This window comes from Parvimonas pharyngis, assembly GCF_046569675.1.
Lineage (GTDB): Bacteria > Bacillota > Clostridia > Tissierellales > Peptoniphilaceae > Parvimonas.
Genome location: NZ_JBKICJ010000002.1, coordinates 99654 through 117574 on the forward strand (window position 1 = coordinate 99654; position 17921 = coordinate 117574).

General features: G+C 27.7%; 21 protein-coding genes. All 21 read right to left on the minus strand.

The genetic code is table 11. The features are described from left to right. Positions 1–52: 52 nt before the first annotated feature. The 21 genes from ACLGL0_RS02800 to ACLGL0_RS02900 all read right to left on the minus strand — a co-directional run bounded on the left by ACLGL0_RS02800 (position 53) and on the right by ACLGL0_RS02900 (position 17898). Positions 53–1111, minus strand: a complete 1059-nt coding sequence (locus ACLGL0_RS02800) for an ABC transporter substrate-binding protein (RefSeq protein WP_233056092.1) — start codon at positions 1109–1111, stop codon at positions 53–55. Between the two features lie 332 nt (positions 1112–1443). Further along, positions 1444–2553, minus strand: a complete 1110-nt coding sequence (locus tag ACLGL0_RS02805) for a metal ABC transporter permease (RefSeq protein WP_411013540.1) — start codon at positions 2551–2553, stop codon at positions 1444–1446. Next, complete coding sequence (locus ACLGL0_RS02810) at positions 2550–3434, minus strand: metal ABC transporter permease (protein WP_411013541.1); 885 nt, start codon at positions 3432–3434, stop codon at positions 2550–2552. Before ACLGL0_RS02810 ends, ACLGL0_RS02805 begins: the two co-directional genes overlap by 4 nt. Before the next feature lie 3 nt (positions 3435–3437). Further along, positions 3438–4148: a metal ABC transporter ATP-binding protein gene (locus ACLGL0_RS02815; protein ID WP_411013542.1), complete on the minus strand. Its 711-nt coding sequence runs from the start codon at positions 4146–4148 to the stop codon at positions 3438–3440. Positions 4149–4217: 69 nt separating this feature from the next. Next, positions 4218–5180, minus strand: coding sequence for a metal ABC transporter solute-binding protein, Zn/Mn family (locus tag ACLGL0_RS02820; protein ID WP_411013543.1), 963 nt, complete (start codon positions 5178–5180; stop codon positions 4218–4220). 427 nt (positions 5181–5607) lie between these two features. Further along, positions 5608–6078, minus strand: coding sequence for a YehR family lipoprotein (locus tag ACLGL0_RS02825; protein WP_233056084.1), 471 nt, complete (start codon positions 6076–6078; stop codon positions 5608–5610). 115 nt (positions 6079–6193) lie between these two features. Further along, entirely contained in the window at positions 6194–6673 is a 480-nt protein-coding gene (locus ACLGL0_RS02830; protein ID WP_411013544.1) for a DUF1307 domain-containing protein, read from the minus strand. 18 nt (positions 6674–6691) lie between these two features. Beyond that, positions 6692–7162 (minus strand): YehR family lipoprotein, encoded by a 471-nt coding sequence (locus tag ACLGL0_RS02835; RefSeq protein WP_233056082.1) that lies wholly within the window; start codon positions 7160–7162, stop codon positions 6692–6694. A gap of 217 nt (positions 7163–7379) precedes the next feature. Further along, on the minus strand, positions 7380–7862 hold the full coding sequence (locus tag ACLGL0_RS02840; protein WP_411013545.1) for a DUF1307 domain-containing protein: 483 nt from the start codon (positions 7860–7862) through the stop codon (positions 7380–7382). 18 nt (positions 7863–7880) lie between these two features. After that, positions 7881–8348, minus strand: a complete 468-nt coding sequence (locus ACLGL0_RS02845; RefSeq protein WP_411013546.1) for a DUF1307 domain-containing protein — start codon at positions 8346–8348, stop codon at positions 7881–7883. A 23-nt stretch (positions 8349–8371) separates the two neighbouring features. Further along, entirely contained in the window at positions 8372–8851 is a 480-nt protein-coding gene (locus ACLGL0_RS02850) for a DUF1307 domain-containing protein (RefSeq protein WP_411013547.1), read from the minus strand. Positions 8852–9545: 694 nt separating this feature from the next. Then, positions 9546–10019 carry a DUF1307 domain-containing protein gene (locus ACLGL0_RS02855; RefSeq protein ID WP_411013548.1) on the minus strand — a complete coding sequence of 158 codons (474 nt, stop codon included), beginning with the start codon at positions 10017–10019 and terminating at the stop codon, positions 9546–9548. Between the two features lie 36 nt (positions 10020–10055). Beyond that, entirely contained in the window at positions 10056–10601 is a 546-nt protein-coding gene (locus ACLGL0_RS02860) for a DUF1307 domain-containing protein (protein WP_411013549.1), read from the minus strand. 103 nt (positions 10602–10704) lie between these two features. Beyond that, positions 10705–11175: a YehR family lipoprotein gene (locus ACLGL0_RS02865; RefSeq protein WP_411013550.1), complete on the minus strand. Its 471-nt coding sequence runs from the start codon at positions 11173–11175 to the stop codon at positions 10705–10707. 101 nt (positions 11176–11276) lie between these two features. Further along, positions 11277–11744 carry a YehR family lipoprotein gene (locus ACLGL0_RS02870; protein WP_411013551.1) on the minus strand — a complete coding sequence of 156 codons (468 nt, stop codon included), beginning with the start codon at positions 11742–11744 and terminating at the stop codon, positions 11277–11279. 27 nt (positions 11745–11771) lie between these two features. Further along, complete coding sequence (locus tag ACLGL0_RS02875) at positions 11772–12233, minus strand: DUF1307 domain-containing protein (RefSeq protein WP_314558381.1); 462 nt, start codon at positions 12231–12233, stop codon at positions 11772–11774. Positions 12234–12337: 104 nt separating this feature from the next. Beyond that, the gene (locus ACLGL0_RS02880; protein WP_411013552.1) at positions 12338–12811 is read right to left on the minus strand and encodes a YehR family lipoprotein; all 474 of its coding nucleotides are present in this window, start codon (positions 12809–12811) and stop codon (positions 12338–12340) included. An 86-nt stretch (positions 12812–12897) separates the two neighbouring features. Further along, on the minus strand, positions 12898–13446 hold the full coding sequence (locus tag ACLGL0_RS02885; protein ID WP_313962280.1) for a LemA family protein: 549 nt from the start codon (positions 13444–13446) through the stop codon (positions 12898–12900). A gap of 59 nt (positions 13447–13505) precedes the next feature. Continuing rightward, positions 13506–15233, minus strand: a complete 1728-nt coding sequence (locus ACLGL0_RS02890; protein ID WP_411013553.1) for a DUF2207 family protein — start codon at positions 15231–15233, stop codon at positions 13506–13508. Between the two features lie 74 nt (positions 15234–15307). Further along, positions 15308–16756, minus strand: coding sequence for a glutamate--tRNA ligase (gene gltX / locus ACLGL0_RS02895; protein ID WP_411013554.1), 1449 nt, complete (start codon positions 16754–16756; stop codon positions 15308–15310). A gap of 452 nt (positions 16757–17208) precedes the next feature. Next, positions 17209–17898, minus strand: a complete 690-nt coding sequence (locus ACLGL0_RS02900; RefSeq protein ID WP_411013555.1) for an alpha/beta hydrolase — start codon at positions 17896–17898, stop codon at positions 17209–17211. Positions 17899–17921 lie beyond the last annotated feature (23 nt).

The following is a 17921-nucleotide window of genomic DNA, read 5'->3' on the forward strand; positions in this document are numbered from 1 at the left end:
TGTTATATTTTTTTATTGTGAAATAATATTTCTTTAAATTCTAGAAAAATAATTATTTTTTACCGATTGTATCAGTGAACATCTTTCTTAGAGAATCTCTATCTTTTACCATTTGTTCCCATTTAACATTGATACTATTTCCTGTAATTTCAGAAGTTTTAATTGCATCGTATGGAACTTCAGGGAAATCTTTTAATACTGAATGCATCCAGCCTTTAACTATAAATTTTTGACCTTCATCTGATAAAAACCATTTTGAAATAGCTTCAGCAGCTTTTGTATTCTTATTTTCAGTTAATTTTTCATCTACAATCATAATTGGTGAAGGAACTACAATTGTTCCGTCTGTTGGATAAATAACTTCTAATGATGAGTTATCATCTTGTCTTTTCTTAAGAACTGATTCTTCAAGAATCATAAGTTCGTCCATTTCACCAGTTTCAAGTTTTGTTAAAGCAACACTACCAGCTTCGATAGCAACTTTTCTTTCAGCTAATTTTTTGAAATAATCTTCAGTATATTTATCTTTTAATCCACTGATTGCTGCAAGAGCAGTACCAGATTTTAATGGGTCTGACATAGAAATTTTTCCAGTAAGACTTTGTTTTTCAGCGAAATCTTTAAAACTTAAAGCTAAATCTTCTTTCTTAGTTTTTTCAGGATTGTAAGCTAATACCATGTTAGAAATTCTAACTGGATACCAATATCCTTCTTTATCATATTCAAATGCTAATTTATCTTTGTTATCGATATCAAATTTATGTAATACTTTCTTTTCTTTTAATTCATAAGCATATGAAGGTTCTGCAACCATTATAATATCACAAGCAAGTTTCCCTGCATCAATTTCACCAGCAATCTTTGTTTGTAATGTTCCAGTTCCACCTTGGAAAAATTCAATTTCACAATTTGGGAATTTCTTCTTTAAAGCAGGTTTCATATTAGCAATTATATCTTCATACATTGAAGTATAAATTCTTACTTTTCCTGTAACTTCTTCATTTGCTTTCATATCCTTGCTTGCTTCTTCTTTCTTTTCAGTCTTTCCACCACAAGCAGTAGTACCAATCATTAACGCCGACAACATAAGTGCCAAAAATTTCTTTTTCATAAATCCTCCTAAATAGAAATGATATATTTAATTGAGTAATATCTCAAGATTAATTATATTCAAAATCTTTAAAAAAATCTATATATTTTAAGTCGTTTTTTAAAATAATTTTGAAATTTCAAACTTTAAAAAAAGGGACTAATTTGTCCCTGTTAAAATATTTATCCCAATATGTTATTTTTTATTTAAAATTTACTATCTAAAAAAGCAAATAAAAAAGAGAGAAAATTTATGAAAAATTGTCTCTCTTTTAAAAATTTTATTAATTTTTTGAAATAATTTAATAAAATATTTTTGATATTTTGAAAACGATATAGAAAATCAATAACCTTCTATTTCATCCAATCATTAAACTTGTCCAATGTCTTTTTTCTGCCATTTTCAGTAACTTTAATGATGTCATTTTCAATATATATAAAATCTTTATTTAATATGTCTTTTAAAACTTTTTCAAATTTATTTTTTGCATAGCATAAATGTTCATTAATTTTTTTAATATTACATTCTGTACATTCTCTATCTGTATTTTCATGATTTATTAAATGTAACATCATAGTAACTTCTGCAAATTCATTTCTTTTTCTCTTCTCATTTATTATTTTTCTGATAATTCCATATCTTGGTTCAAAAATGAAAACTAGGAAAAATATCATACCATTTACCACTGCAATTGTTCCTGCAATAGAAAGGTCATATAGATAAGCTGCATAAAATCCTAATACACTGCTTAAAACTCCTATAAACACACTAATAAATATCATTTTCTTTAAATCATGTGTTAAAAGATATGCTGTTGTAGATGGAACAACCATATATGAAATTACAAGTATTGACCCCACTGCATTAAACGCTCCAACTGTTGTAATAGATACTAAACTCATCAATGCATAGTAGATAACAACAGGTGTAAATCCAGATATTAAGCTTAAATTTTTATCAAAAGTAGAAATTTTTAATTCCTTAAAGAATACTCCAACAAAAACTAAATCAATTATAAAGATTACTGCCATTATAAAAATAACTTTTGACATCTCATATCCAAAAAATTCAATTCTTGGAATTATTGAAAATGCAACTTCCCCAACCAAAACAGAGTCAACATCAAGATGTACTCCTCTTAAAAATTTTGAAATCAAAATAATTGCAATACTAAATAAAAAAGGAAATACAAGACCTATTGATGAATCCTCATGCAATGTTGTCTTTTGATTAATAAGTTCTGTTAAAAATACTGTAAATATTCCAACTAATCCTGCTCCAATAATTAACAATGGACTTGTTAAATCTTTAGTAATGAAAAAAGCAATTACAATTCCAAGTAAAATAGTATGTGTTATAGAGTCAATCATCATAGACATTTTTCTAAGAATTAAAAATGGTCCTAATAATGAACAAGCAGCAGAAACTAAACTAACAGCTAATAAAATCTCTAATTGTCTCATCTAGTACCTCCTTGCAAAGTTCTTTTTCTTTTAAACACAATTCCTTTTTTTGGTGAAAATAATACACTAAAAAAAACAATCAAACTTGCAACTATCGTTATAACTGGTCCAGTTGAAAGCCCTTTATAGTACATACTTATAAAAGAACCTACAATTCCAGAAAATGCACCAAAAATTCCTGATAAAATCATCATTACATTGAATTTATCAGTCCATTGTCTTGCTGCAACAGGGGGCGCAATAAGCATTGTACTCATAAGAATTACTCCTACTGATTGAATCCCCATAACTATTGAAATTACAAGTAAAACTATAAGTATTCCTGTCATTACATTTATTGAAAATCCCTTTGTTTGTGCAAATTCCGGATCAAAAGAAAATAGTTTTAGCTCTTTCCATAATAATAAAATCACAAACAATACTACAATAATTATTCCAATTAAAAAATATATATCCTTTTTTAAAAAAGCAGCAGCTTGTCCAAATATGAATTTATCAAGACCGGCTTGATTAGTATTTGCTTTTCTTTGAATTAAAGTTAATAACACAATACCAAGCCCAAAAAATGTGGACAAAACTATCGCCAATGCACTATCAAATTTTACTTTAGATTTTAAATCTATTCCAAAAATTAGGAGAGCAGCAATAACTCCTGCTAAAAAAGCCCCAAAAAGTAAAAATTCCAAATTTTTAATTCCAAGAACCATAAAGGCAATACAAACTCCAGGTAATGTTGAATGGCTGATTGCATCGCAGATAAGCCCTTGTTTTTTTACTGTAACATATACTCCCATAATTCCACTTAATAAGCCTAAAAGACCAGACCCAAGAGCTATCATAACAAAAGTATAGTCGGTAAGTAAATCTAAAATTTCGTTCATAATCTATACCCTATATGCCTTATTTATATTTTCTTCTGTAAAAACATCCTTAACTGAACCAGATGTGATAACTAATTTATTTAAAAGCACAACCTCATCAAAATATTCCTCAACAGTTCTTAAATCGTGATGAACAACAATGATTGTCTTTCCATTATCTCTAAGTTCCTTTAAAATCTTCATTATTTCTTTTTCTGTTTTAGCATCAACACCTTTTAAAGGCTCATCTAAAAAATATATTTCACTATCTTGAACTAATGCTCTCGCTAAAAAAACTCTTTGTTGTTGACCTCCTGAAAGGTCGCTAATTTGTCTTTCAACATAATCTTCCATTCCTAGTTTCTTTAAAGACTCCAAAGACAACTCTTTTTCTCTCTTTCCAGGTCTCTTAATCCAACCAAGTTTTCCATAAGTTCCCATCATAACTACATCCAAAACATTTGTTGGAAAATCCCAATCTACTGATTCACTTTGTGGAACATAAGAAATATCTTTTCTAAATTCCTTATATGTTTTACCAAAAAATGAAATCTTTCCAGATGAAGTTGGAATTAAATTCAACATCGCTTTTAGTAAAGTTGACTTACCAGCACCATTTGGTCCCATAATTGCAGTTAATTTTCCCTTTTTTATATCTAAATCAACATCCCAAACTACAGGTTTTAAATAGTAAGCTATGGTTAAATCTTCAACTTTTACTGCTATTTCATCCATTTTATTCCTCCAAATAATTAAAAAATCTCCTAATATAAGTATATATATTTAGGAGATTTTTTTCAAGTTTTATTTTAAAGCATTAACTATTGTATCTATATTGTATTTAAACATTGAGATATAAGTATTTTCCTTTGTTTTATCATCTCCCAATGAGTCAGAATATAATTCTCCACCTATCTTAACATCATGACCTTTTGCCTTACAAGATTCAACCAAAGATTCAATTGTTTTCTTAGGAACAGAAGATTCAACAAAAACAGCTTTTATTTTTGATTCAACTAAAAAATCAGATAGTTTTTTAATATCAGCCGCACTAGCTTCTGATTCTGTACTAATTCCTTGTATAGCTTCTACTTTGAAACCAAATTCTTTCGCAAAATAATTAAAAGCATCATGAGCAGTAACTAATACTCTTTGATTTTCTGGTAATTCTGAAACTTTTTTCTTTATATATTCTGAAAGTTCATCAAGCTCTTTTTCATATTTAGCAAGATTCTTATCAATTTCTTCTGCTTTTGAACTATCAGCTTTTTTTAATCCTTCTGCAACATTTTTAGCAGCTATTTTCCAATTTTGAACACTGAACCAAATATGTGGATCATTAGGACCTGCTCCTTCTTCATCCCATGGAAGCAATTTATCTGATGGTATATTTTTTGCTGCAGTAACAACATTTTTATTTTGTTTTTCTAAGCCTTGTAGTATTTCTCCCATTTGTCCTTCTAAATGTAATCCATTTACAACTACAACATCTGCTTTTTCAAGTTTATCAACATCTCCAGCAGTGGGTTTATATAAATGAGGATCTACTCCCGCTTTCATCATTCCTTCAACTTCAAAATTATCTCCACCAATTTGCTTTACCAAATCTGTTAACATTGTACTTGTAGCAACAACTTTTTTCTTTGAAGCTTTTTGCTCAGTTTTATTATCAACATCCTTAGATTTATTTGCTTCTTTTTTTGTACATGCTCCTAAAATACCTACAGAAAGTACTAGAGCCAGTAATAACATAAATTTTTTTTTCATTTTTTCCTCCTAAAAATACCGTTAAGAGTTTTTTTATCTCTTACCATTATATATTACCATATTTTTTAATTAATAACAATAATTATTATTAAAATTATAAAAATTTTTTTAATTTTTTATATATTATAGATATACCTTAAAAAATAAATTCAAGAAAGAACCTCACCCTTCCTCGACGCTTTGCATCGGGTGGGTGCCCGAGAACATTGTTACTTCGTAATAAAAAAATAGTTGAGGATTTCCTCAACTCAGACCGATAAAAAGCGTTAAAAAAACAATTATTGTCGCTTTTTAGTAGAGAAAAAGAGAATAACTAGTATAATAGTCAAATAATTTAATAAAAACAAAAATATACAAAAAAAGCACAGACAAAACTAATGCTTTGTCTGCGCTCTGAGTAGTATAAATACTACTTTTTAATTTTTAATTATTTTTGTTCTTTGAATCCTTGTTGAGTTACAAGTTCTTCACTTTTCTTCATACTAATTTTAACTTTTTTAGGATCTTGGAAACTTTCACCCATTATAGTTTTTGCTTTTTCATAGTCAAGATTTTCATAATCAACTTCTAAAGTTTCAACGAATTTATCTTCTTGATAATCTATAGATTCTTTAATACCTTTGATTCCTTGGTATTTTTCAGCGATTGGATCTAAAACAGCCTTAACTGCTTCTTTTGTCTTTAAGTTTGGAATATTAGCATAAACACCTTCGTTTACAGTTGTTTGTTTAATTACTTTATCGTCACTTTCATTATAAGTATAAGTTAAAGTTGTTTTAACTCCATTGTTTTCTCTAACAAAAGTCTTTGTAGCAGTTTTACTTCCTGAACAAGCAGTAGTTAGTACTACAACAAATAACATAGCAAATGCTAATAAAGTTCTTTTTAAATTTTTCATTCTTAACCTCCATTTAAAAAATTATAACTAATTTTAGCATATATGAAAAGTTTTTTCAAATATTTTTTAACAAAGTTATTTTATGCAAATAAAAAAGCAGTATAACTGCTTTTTATTATTTTTCTTTAAATCCATATTTTAAAATATTCTTTTCAAACTCTTTAAAACTTAAAGATTCTTTTATTTTCTCTTTAGCTTGTTCTACTTCTTCTTCAGATAATTTCATACCTAATAGCCCGCTGAATTTATTAATATCAATTTTTGTAAAATCAATTGAAATATTAGCTACTATCCCTGTATCATTATATTTAAGTTCATATTTAAAACCCTCTATTGAGTTAACAAAATTTCCTGCCATTGATGCCATCGCTTTTGCTTGCTCTTCATTTTCAACTCCCAAATTTTTATAACTTATTTTAACTTCTGCATCAATAGCTTTAATAGTATCTTCTTCATAATTAACCTTTATAGTACTTGTAATTTCTTCGTTTTCAAAAAAATAAGTTTTTGTTTGTCCACCAGAACTACAAGATGCAAGAATTACAATTGTAAAAAGTAATACAAAACTTGTTATAATTCTTTTTAAATTTTTCATAGGATACCTCCATAAAAATTATTTTTCTTCGAATCCTTGTTGTAATAACATTTCTTCACTTGCTTTCATGCTAACTTTATTTGCTGAAGGATCACCTGAAAATATCATTCCTGGTAATTGTCTTGCCTTCTCAAAATCAATATTTTCATAATCTACTTCAAGTTCTTCTGTAAATCCATCATCATTAAAAGTAACAGATTCTTTTAAACCTTTAATTCCTTGATATTGTTTAGCAGCCGCTTCTATTCTGCTTTTTACTTCTTCTTTACTTAAACCATTAAATCCTGAATATGGAGCAATTGTATTAGATGTTTGTTTAATTACTTTATCTTCGCTTTCTATGTAAGTATAAACTAAGGTAATTTTTATACCGTTTTTTTCTAATACAAAAGTCTTTGTTGCATTTTCTCCTTTACTACCACAAGCTGTAGTTACTACAATAACAAATAGCATTGCAAATGCTAATAATAATCTACTAATTCTTTTCATTATTTTCCTCCTTTTTGGTTAACTAATTCTATCATAAAAAGAATTTTTTTTCAATAAGAACCCCACCCTTCCACGATGCTTTGCATCGGGTGGGTGCCCGGGAACCTTGTTACTTCGTAATAACAACCCCACCCTTCCACGATGCTTCACATCGGGTGGGTACCTGGGAACCTTGTTGTTTCACAATAAAAAAAGACAGTTAAACTGCCTTTTAAAATTATTTTTTTTCTTCAATTTTTTTAAATCCCATTTGTAATAATTGAGTTTCCATTTCTTTTAAAGTAACATTATTACTTTTAAGTTCACCAGTAAAATAAAGTCTATTAAACTCATTTGATTTTTTATAGTCAAGTTTTTCAAAGTCGAGTTCTATATCTTCTATAATCCCATCATCTTTAAATTCAACACTCGCTTTTATTCCATCAATTGCTTGAATTTTACCAACAACTTCATTTACTATTTTTTTAATTTCATTTTCTTTTAATCCCGAATAAGACGAATATTTAAAAGTTGATTTAACTTTTTCTTTTAAAACTTTTTCTTCCTTTTCAGTGTAAGTATATGTTATAACTACTTTTGAATCATTTATAAGTAGTTCATAGGATTTTGTAGGATTTCCTTTCTTCATTGAACAAGCTGAAGCTAATAGTATAACAAACAACATTGAAAATAAAAAAAGTATATTTTTTAGTTTTCTCATGCTCTTTCTCCACAATTGTTATTTTTGTTCTACAAAGCCTTGTTCAATTAAATTAGCTTCTTTCTTTTTCATACTCAAGTTATCGCCACCATATGCTTCCTCAAATCCTTTAATTTGTTGTTTAGCTTTTTCAAAATCAAGATTTTCATAGTCGATTTCAACAGTTTGAATATATTTATTTTCTTGAATATCTAAAGTTGCAGTCAAACCATTAATACCTTGAAGACTAGCTAAATGGGCATTTAAAATTGTTACAATTTTTTTTCTTGCTTCTTCAGATTTTAAAATCATTTTTGCATCTGTAACCTTATTAGACTTTAAAACTTTATCCTTACTTTTAATATAAGTTATCGTTTCAGTTATAGTAACATTATCTTGTTTTAATACAAAAGTTTTTGTAATAGGTTTGTTACTTTCACAAGCTGTTGTTAATACTACAATAAATAGCATTGCAAATGTTAATATTAATCTACTAATTCTTTTCATAATGTTTCTCCTTTTGGGTTAAATTATTTCTTTTCTGTATAACCATCATTTGTTAATTTTTTTACTGTTTCTTCCATACTAACTTTAGATTGTTTAGGATCTTTTATATTTGAGTTAAATGCTTTATTTGCTGTTTCAAAATCAAGATTTTCATAGTCGATTTCCATAACTTCAATAAAAGTATTTTCTTTATATTCAATAATTTCCTTCACGCCTTTTATATATTGATATCTTGCTGAAACAGCCTCTACTTTAATTTTGATTTCATCCATTGATAAATCTTTATATATACTATATGGTACTTCAGTAGTAGTTACTTCTTTTAGAACCTTATCTTCTTTTTCTATATACGTATATTCAATAGTTGTTTTTATACCACTTTCTTTTTCTTCTTTTTCAAAAGTTCTTGTAGCAGTTTTTACTCCTAAACCAGAACAAGCAGTCGTTAATACAACAACAAAAAGCATAGCAAATGCTAACAGAATTTTATTAATTCTTTTCATAATTACCCTCCTTTTAGGTTAACTTATTCTATCACAATATGGAATTTTTTTCAAACAAGAACCCCAACCATTTCACGATACTTTGCATCGGATGGACACCCGGGAACCTTGTTGTTTCACAATAAAAACAAAAATATAAAAAAGCAAAGACAAAAATTATACTTTATCTTTACTCTGAATGTATTGCAGATACATATAGAAATTTATTTTTTATTTCTTTCAGAAATATTATTGTTTGTAAACAAACAATAATTGAGATCTCTCCACTACGGTCGAGATGACGTGTTGGGAGCTTTTCTTTGAAAAGTATCGTGACGTGAAACATTTAGTTTCATAGCCTATATTTGTAAATAAGTTATTATGTTATTTTATTATATTTTTGTTATGCTTTTTCTACTACATTTATAAAAATAATTTGATGTTTATTTACATTTAACGTCTAGCTCTTAAACAAAGGTACTTTCTTTATACGTCATCTCGACCAACGTGAATCTAGCCCTAACTTTGCTTGTTTACAAGCAAAAGTAGGTCTGACGCAAAGATTGTTCAAATCTTTGATTTGAGTACAATCGACTGAGAAGATCTCATACTTATTCTTGTTTACAAGAATAAGTAAATGTATCGAAGATACATTGGGTATCTTGGAACCTTGTTATTTCACAATAAAAAAAAACAGTACAACTGTCTTTTAAAATTATTTCTGTTCCACATAGCCCTCATCAAGAAGTTGTTTTTCAATTCCTTTCATAGTATATTTTACTTCTTTAGGACTTTTAAAACTTGGTCCAAAAACTGTTTGTGCTTTTTTATAATCGATACTTTCATAGTCTATTTCAACATTTTCAACAAAGGTATCACCTTCATAAGTTATATCTGCTTTAAGACCCTCAATACCTTTATATTTAACAAGAGCCTTTTCAAACATATCTATAATTTCTTCTTTAGTTGATTCAGGTTTATATGTTGAAAAATTTCCTTCAGTTTTTGTCTCCTGTTTAAGAATTTTATCTTCTTTTACTTTATAAGTATAAATTATTGTTTTTTTTATAATACCATTATCAAGTAAAAAAGTTTTTGTTGAAATAGATTCAGTTTTTATACAAGCAGTTGTTAATACAACAGTAAAAAGTATAGTAAACACTAATAAAATTCTTTTAAAATTTTTCATAAAATCTCTCCCTAAATTTTATGGATATTCCAAAATTTATTTTTTTTCTACATATCCACCTTTTAACAATGCATCTTCTGTTTGTTTCATGCTAAATTTTTCTTTATGTGGATTAATGTAATTTTCTCCAAATACTTTTTGAGCTTCTTCATAAATAAGAGTTCCAAAATTTATTTCTGTAACTGTTTTAAATCCATCATCTCTCAATTCTAAAGTACTTTTAATCCAGCTATATCCTTTTTGATGTTCATTTACATCTTTTAAAATTTTTTGAATTTTTTCCTTATTTCCACCACCTATTTTGTATGCTTCGTAAGTTGATTCAGTTGTAGTTTCTTGATATACAATTCTGTCTTCACTTTCTATATAATAATAAGTAGCAGTTTGTTTATAACCTGGTGTTTCCTTTACAAAAGTTTTTGAAGGATTCTTCTTTTCCTTTGGAGTTGTATCTTCTACTTCTACTTTTTCTTTTTCTTCTTTTTTATTTTCATTATCTGTTCCTTTATTTGAACATGATGTTGTCAATACTATAACAAATAGCATTGCAAATGTTACTAAAAATCTTCTAAAATTTTTCATCATTTACCTCCTAAAAAATTTATTAACTAATTCTATCATATTACGAAATTTTTTTCAAACTACATAAAAAAAGATAGCTATGCTATCTTTTTTAGTAAATTAATTATTTTACAGTATAACCTGCTTTTGTTAAAGAATCTTCAGTCTTTTTCATAGATACTCTAACTTTTTTAGGATCTTGGAAGTTTGGTCCGAAAACTGTTTTTGCTTTTTCAAAGTCAATATTTTCGTAATCTACTTCTAAAGTTTCGATGAATTTATCATCTTGATATTCAATGCTTTCTTTTAATCCAGTAATTCCTTGATATTTTGCAGCTATTGGATCTAAAAGTTTTTGAACATCTTCTTTGCTTGCTCCTGGTCTGAACTCAGAATAAATGCCTTCGTTTTTAGTTTCTTGCTTAATTATTTTGTCTTCTTTTTCATCATAAGTATAAGTAATTGTTGTCTTTAACCCATTTTTTTCTAAATAGAAAACTTTTGTTGCATACTCATTTTTCTTTGAACAAGCAGCTGTTAAAACTACCACGAATAACATTGTAATTGTTAATAAAATTCTTCTTAAATTCTTCATTATTTACCTCCAAATGAAATTTATGACTTATTGTAACATATTTTTAAATATTTTTCAATAAGCAAAAAAAGTAGTAAAATACTACTTTTCTTAAATTATTATTATTTTTGTTCTTGATATCCAGCTTTTATTAAAGTTTCTTCTGACTTTTTCAAGCTAATTTTAACTTTTTTAGGATCTTGGAAGTTTGTTCCCATAACTACTTTTGATTTTTCATAGTCAAGATTTTCGTAATCAACTTCAATAGTTTCTATAAATTTATCTTCTTGATAATCTATAGATTGTTTAATTCCATCAATTCCCTGATATTTTGCAGCTATTGAATCTAAAATCTTTTGAATATCTTCTTTAGATCTGTTTAGATTTGCATAAAGCCCTTCATTTGTTGTTACTTGTTTAATTACTTTGTCTTCTTTTTCAATATAAGTATACACAACAGTTGTTTTTAAACCATTTTTATCTAATACAAAAGTTTTTGTGCTAGTTGCATCCTTGCTTGAACAAGCTGTTGATAAAACAACAACAAATAACATAGTAAATGCTAGTAATACCTTTTTTAAATTTTTCATTTTTACCTCCACTTTTATATATTAAAATTATTTTTGTTCCTTATATCCTTGATTATACATAATTTCTGCAGATACCTTCATGCTAACTCTTACTTTTTTTGGATCTTTAATTGAAAGATAATTTTTTGCCTTTTCATAGTCCAAATTTTCTAAGTCAACTTCAAGACTTTCAATGAATCTATCCTCTTTATACTCTACAGTATGCTTGATTCCTTTTATTCCTTTTGTTTCTTCAATTTCCTTGTCGATAATTTTCTTAACTTCTTCTTTAGTCATTGCAGGATTTAATTTATCATAAATTCCTTCATTTATTGTCAATTGTTTAAGTACTTTATCTTCTTTTTCGCTATAAACATAAGTAATTGTTGATTTTTGACCATCTGCATCTTTGACGAAAACTCTTTTTTTAGTTCCATCAGAACATGCTGTTGTTAAAACAACAACAAATAGCATAGTAAATGCCAATAAAATATTCTTAAGTTTTTTCATTTTACCCTCCTTATATTTTATACTTAAATTCTACCATATATCAACACTTTTTTCAATTTTAATACAAAATAAAAAAAGTAGTAAAATACTACTTTTAAATTAGACTATTTTTGTTCTACATAACCATCTTCTAATAGAGCTTTTTCTGTAATTTTCATACTAACTATTCCTTTTGAAGGATCTTGAAACTCTTCGTCAAGAGCTACTTTTGCCTTTTCGTAATCAAGATTTTCATAATCAATTTCTATTGTTTCAACAAAGCTTTCATCTTTATAATCTATTGAGTATTTAAGACCTTTAATACCTTCAAATTTTTTAGCAATTGGCTCTATCATTTTTATAATTTCTTCTTTTGTTTTTCCAGGTTGAAACTCCGCATAAGTTCCTTCACTTATTGTTTCTTGTTTAATTATCTTGTCTTCTTTTTCAATATAAGTAAACACTTGAGTTGTTTTTAAACCACTATCTTCTAAAGTAAAAGTTTTTTTCGCTGTTTCTCTACTATTTGAACAAGCTGTTGCTAAAACTACAAAAAATAACATTGCAAATGTTAATACTATTCTTTTTATATTTTTCATTAATTCCCTCCTAAAATACAATAATTCATTTTAACATAAAAATCAAGTTTTTACAATAAAAAAAGCACTCTTTCGAGTGCTTTAAATTAATCCCAACTTGGTGGATTTGATTTTGATTCTGTATGTTGGAAGTATTCGTATTCTGAGAATCCTAACATTCTTGAAATTAATACTACTGGAAATACTAACATAGCTCTATTAAATCTTGTAACTGTATCATTGTAAATCATTCTTGAATTCTTTACATCTTGTTCATAAGAATCAATTTTATCCATTGTATTTAAGTATAGTGTATTTGCCTTTAATTCTGGATATGATTCAACAACTACTGCAAGTCTTGATAAAGCTTGAGTAAACATATTATCATCAGCTTCAATATCTTTTACAGAACTTGAACTATTAACTCCTCCTCTTGCTTGAACAACTTTTTCTAAAGTTTCAGCTTCATGAGCAGAATATTTTTTAGTTGCATCAATTAAAGATTTTAAAGCATCCCATCTTGATTCAACATTTGCTGCTATTTGTCCCATAGCATTCTTAACCATTTCTCTTAATCTTATTAAGTTATTGTAGCTAGCCATTAACCAAAGTCCTAATAAGACAACTACTCCTAAAACTACGCCTAAAACTATCATAATTTTCTCCTTTCAAATTTATATTAATTGCATTAATATTATATCAAATATATACCCAATTATCTACTACCGCCACCGGAACCTCCACCAAAGGAGCCTCCGCCTCCACCGATACTTGAGAAGCCTCCGCCTCCTCCTGAGGATCTTGAAACACTTCTTGAATAAGCATCTATGAAGTTATTAGAGAATACATGTGAGTAAATCATAGCTGAATGCAATGAGTAAACATCTACATCGTAATTTTCTAAAAATTCTGGTGATAAATTCTTTAATTGTTTTTCAACTTGATCAGCAACATCATATAATGTAGCATAAATCAATAAATCTTTCCAAACTTTAATTTCTTGAACTTCTCTTTCGCTTAATAGAGAGAAATCTTTCAAATAATTATAGTATTTTACTAATTTCGCAGTAAATTCCTTACCTTTTTCATTGTAAGTGTAAGTATTCTTATCTCTATTATTCTTTACAAGCAAGTCATTTTCCGCTGCATAAGTTACAGAATCTTTTCTAAACTCATCTTGTAATTGTCTGAATTGATTTTGATTATGTGTCTTTCTTAAATAATTTGTAAATTCATCTTCTTGTAATATTCCATCGTCTCTTGCAGCTTCAATAACCATTTCAAATAATTCTCTCTCATTTTTAGTCTCAAAAGGATAATCTTTTTTATAGTCAATTTTTAGAGAAAGAATATCTTTCTTAAATATGAAGCCTTTTTGTTCAGTCATTGGAATTAGAAGTTTTGTTTGTATCCATTTTAAGAAATAAGCTCTAATTATGGCCTCAGGTCCATCAAAACCAGCACATTTTAGAATGTGTGAAAGTCTCCACCATTCTTTTTCTGGAATATCTCTATAATATTGTCCTTTCAAATCAGATTTCTTATATCCGCCTTTGAATTTCTTTTGACCTACTGCTTTTGAACCAAACGCTATACATACAATTAATATTACCAATCTAACTATAGCTTTAACTGGAAATACAGTTTTTCTTTTCTTAGTACTTCCCGTATTGTTAGTGTTTTTAGTATAGCTTGAGCCTTGAAACGCTTGATCTTGATAATAAGAAAAGTTTCTACTTATTTTTTCTCCTGTTGTGAATTCACCCTTATTGATTTGAATTAAAACAGTTACATAATTTGATCTTGAAAGACTTGTTAAGCTTTCAAAAACAATATTTCCATTATCAAAAACTATCTTACCCTTATTACCAAAAGCCCAAATTTTGGAATTTGTATTGTCAAATTTTCCCTCTTCCTTAGTGATAGTAACTTTAACCTTTTGAGGTGGTGCTTCTAAATCATCATTTACAAACTTCCAAAAAACCATATCAGAATCATTTAAAAGTTTTACAAAATTTGTAACTCTATAACTTAATTTAAAAGTTTTTCTGTGATAATCTCCAAAACCAAAGCAAAGTTCATAACCATTTGAAGTTTTTACAACTCCAGATTTACCAGCTTTTTGTTGTATAGTCTTTTTAACATCCCATTTTGATAAACTCTCATACGGAATTTCTCCAGAATCAGTTATTTCAGAAACATTAAAATTAATTATTTCGCTTTTTCCTAAATTATTAATAGGAATATAGTATTCTGTACCCTTTGTTGGATGATAATCCATAATATTTTCGATATCAGCGCTGCCGTCCTTATTAATTCTAACAGTTATTTCATTTTTATATAAAGTATCTGCATAAGAATTGTTGGACTGAACAACGAACAATCCGAGCAATATTAAAGAAAACACAAAAATTCTTTTTACAAAATTTTTAATATTTTGCATAATTCTATATACCAACTTTCTTTAAAATTTACAATTTACAAAACTAAACTTGCAATTATATAGATGAAGAAATTTTATTTTAATCTTCTTAAAATCTCTTCCTTACCTAAAATTTCTAAAATATTAGAAAGTTCAGGTCCATGAACTTGACCTGTAAGTAATGCTCTAACTGGCATATACAAGTCTTTTCCTTTAAATCCTGATGCCTTTTGGATTTTTTTCATAAATCCTTTAGCAATTTCTTCGTCTATTTCATCAATTTGAGATAATTCTTCTTTAATTTTTTCTTTTAAAATTTCTATATGTTCAACATTTCTCATTTCAATTGCTTCTGGTTCAACTTCAACATCTTCAAATAAAAATCTTGATTGATCAACAATTTCAGGAAGTCTTGAAATAGATTCTTGGAAAGTTTTTGTAATTAGCTCAAGTCTCTTTTCGCAAATATCTTCCTTGATAAAACCTGCTTCAACTAAATAAGGTTTAACAAGTTTTGCAAGTTCAGACACTTCCATTTTTCTAATATATTGAGCATTAACCCAATCCAATTTATCTACGTCAAAAACACCACCTGATTTTGACACTCTTTCAAATGAGAATTGTTTAACCATCTCATCTAAAGATAAAATTTCTTCGTTACTTTCTGGACTCCAACCGACAAGTGCTAAATAATTTACTAGTGCTTCTGGCAAATATCCTTTTAATCTGAAGTCTTCAACTGAAGCATCATCATTTCTCTTAGATAATTTTTTTCCACTCTTGTTTAGAACTGTTGGTAAATGAACAAAAGTAGGTTTTTCAAAACCTAATGCTTCATAAAGATAAATATGTTTTGGAGTAGATGAAATCCATTCATCTCCTCTTACAATATGAGTAATTCCCATTAAATGGTCATCAACAACAACAGCAAAATGATAAGTTGGGAAACCATCAGCTTTAATTAATACTTGGTCATCCATATCATTTGTGTTAATTGTAATTTTACCTTTAATAACATCTTCAAAAACAATATCTCTATTTTCTGGTAATTTTAATCTAATAACATAATTTTCGCCATTTGCAATTCTCTTTTTAGCATCTTCAATACTAATACCTCTGCAAAGTCCGTCATATCTTGGAATCTTTCCATCAGCTTTTTGTTGATTTTTAATGTCATCAAGTCTTTCCTTACTACAGAAACAATAATAAGCATAACCTTTTTCAATAAGTTCTTCTGCATATTTATTGTAAATTCCCTTTTCAACTCTTTCAGACTGAATATATGGACCAAATTCACCAATTTCTGTAATATTATCATTTTCATCAAGACAAACACCTTCATCTGCCTCAACTCCTGCCCACTTAAGTTCGTGAATTAAATTTTCAATAGCTCCTTCAACATATCTAGTTCTATCTGTATCTTCAATTCTAAGCAAAAACTTTCCGCCATTTTGCTTAGCATATAAATAATTATATAATGCAGTTCTAAGTCCTCCAATATGTAAATATCCTGTTGGACTTGGTGCAAAACGTAATCTTACCATTTAAATATACCTCCTAAAAAATAAACATTTCCTCAACATAATTATATATCAAATATTTTTATTTGTAAAGAAATACTATTTTAGAATCGTCCAAACTAAAGCTTTTTTAAAAATGGTAAATATAATACTAATAGTAATTTATGAGATCTTTCGACTTCGCTCAAGATGACGTATAAGGAAAAAACTTCGTTTAGGAGCTTAACGTTAAATTTAAATAAATTTTAAAAAATTTAAAAATGTATAATATTAAAAATTTATAATTCTTAAAATTTTATATGAAACTAAATATTTCACGTCATAGAAACTTTACAGGTATAGCCCCAAACACGTCATCTCGACCGAAACGAAGCGTAGCTGAGTGCAGCGGAGAGATCTCATACTTTTGCTTGAAAAGCAAAAGTAAATGTATCGTAGATACATAAAAAAAGACGGTATTTCTACCGTCTTTAAAATTATAAATTATTAATACACCATACAAAACCTTTTGCCAGTCTAATATCAGAATCTTGAAAATGTCCACCATTATTCCATTCTAGAATTGTCTTAATTCCTCTGTTATTTAAAACTTCTTCTTGTTTTTGTATAGCCTTGCCAACTCTAGCCATTGTCTTATTTTTAGTTTTTTCTTCCTTATCTCCTAGACTTAAATAAATCACATTAGATAAAGGACTATTTTTATCGATAAACTCTTCCCAACCATTAAACCATACGGAAGGAGAAGCTCCAACAATCGCATTAAAACTACTTGATTGATAAGAACTCCACAGAGAAAATAAACCAGCTAACGAATATCCCCCTAGAATTAGTGGAATATCATTTTTAATTTGATATTTTTCACAAATACAATCAATCAAAACATCTTCTATAAAAGAAAGAGTGTTCTGTGCACCATCTCCAAAACCATCTTTACCAAAAACCGCAGGAGCATTCCAAGGAGATAAATCATTATTCCAATCGGAAATTTTAAAAGCAATAAACAAAAAATTCTCTCTCACGTCATTTGAAATCAATTCTACTTCTCTATCTAAAACCTTAATATCATTCTCATCAACAGGTTGTATCAAAATATATTTTGGACTATTGCATGAATAAACTATACATCTTGTATCATTTACATTTAATTCTTCTTTTTTATAAGCCATTTACAATCCAGCCTTTCTTTAAA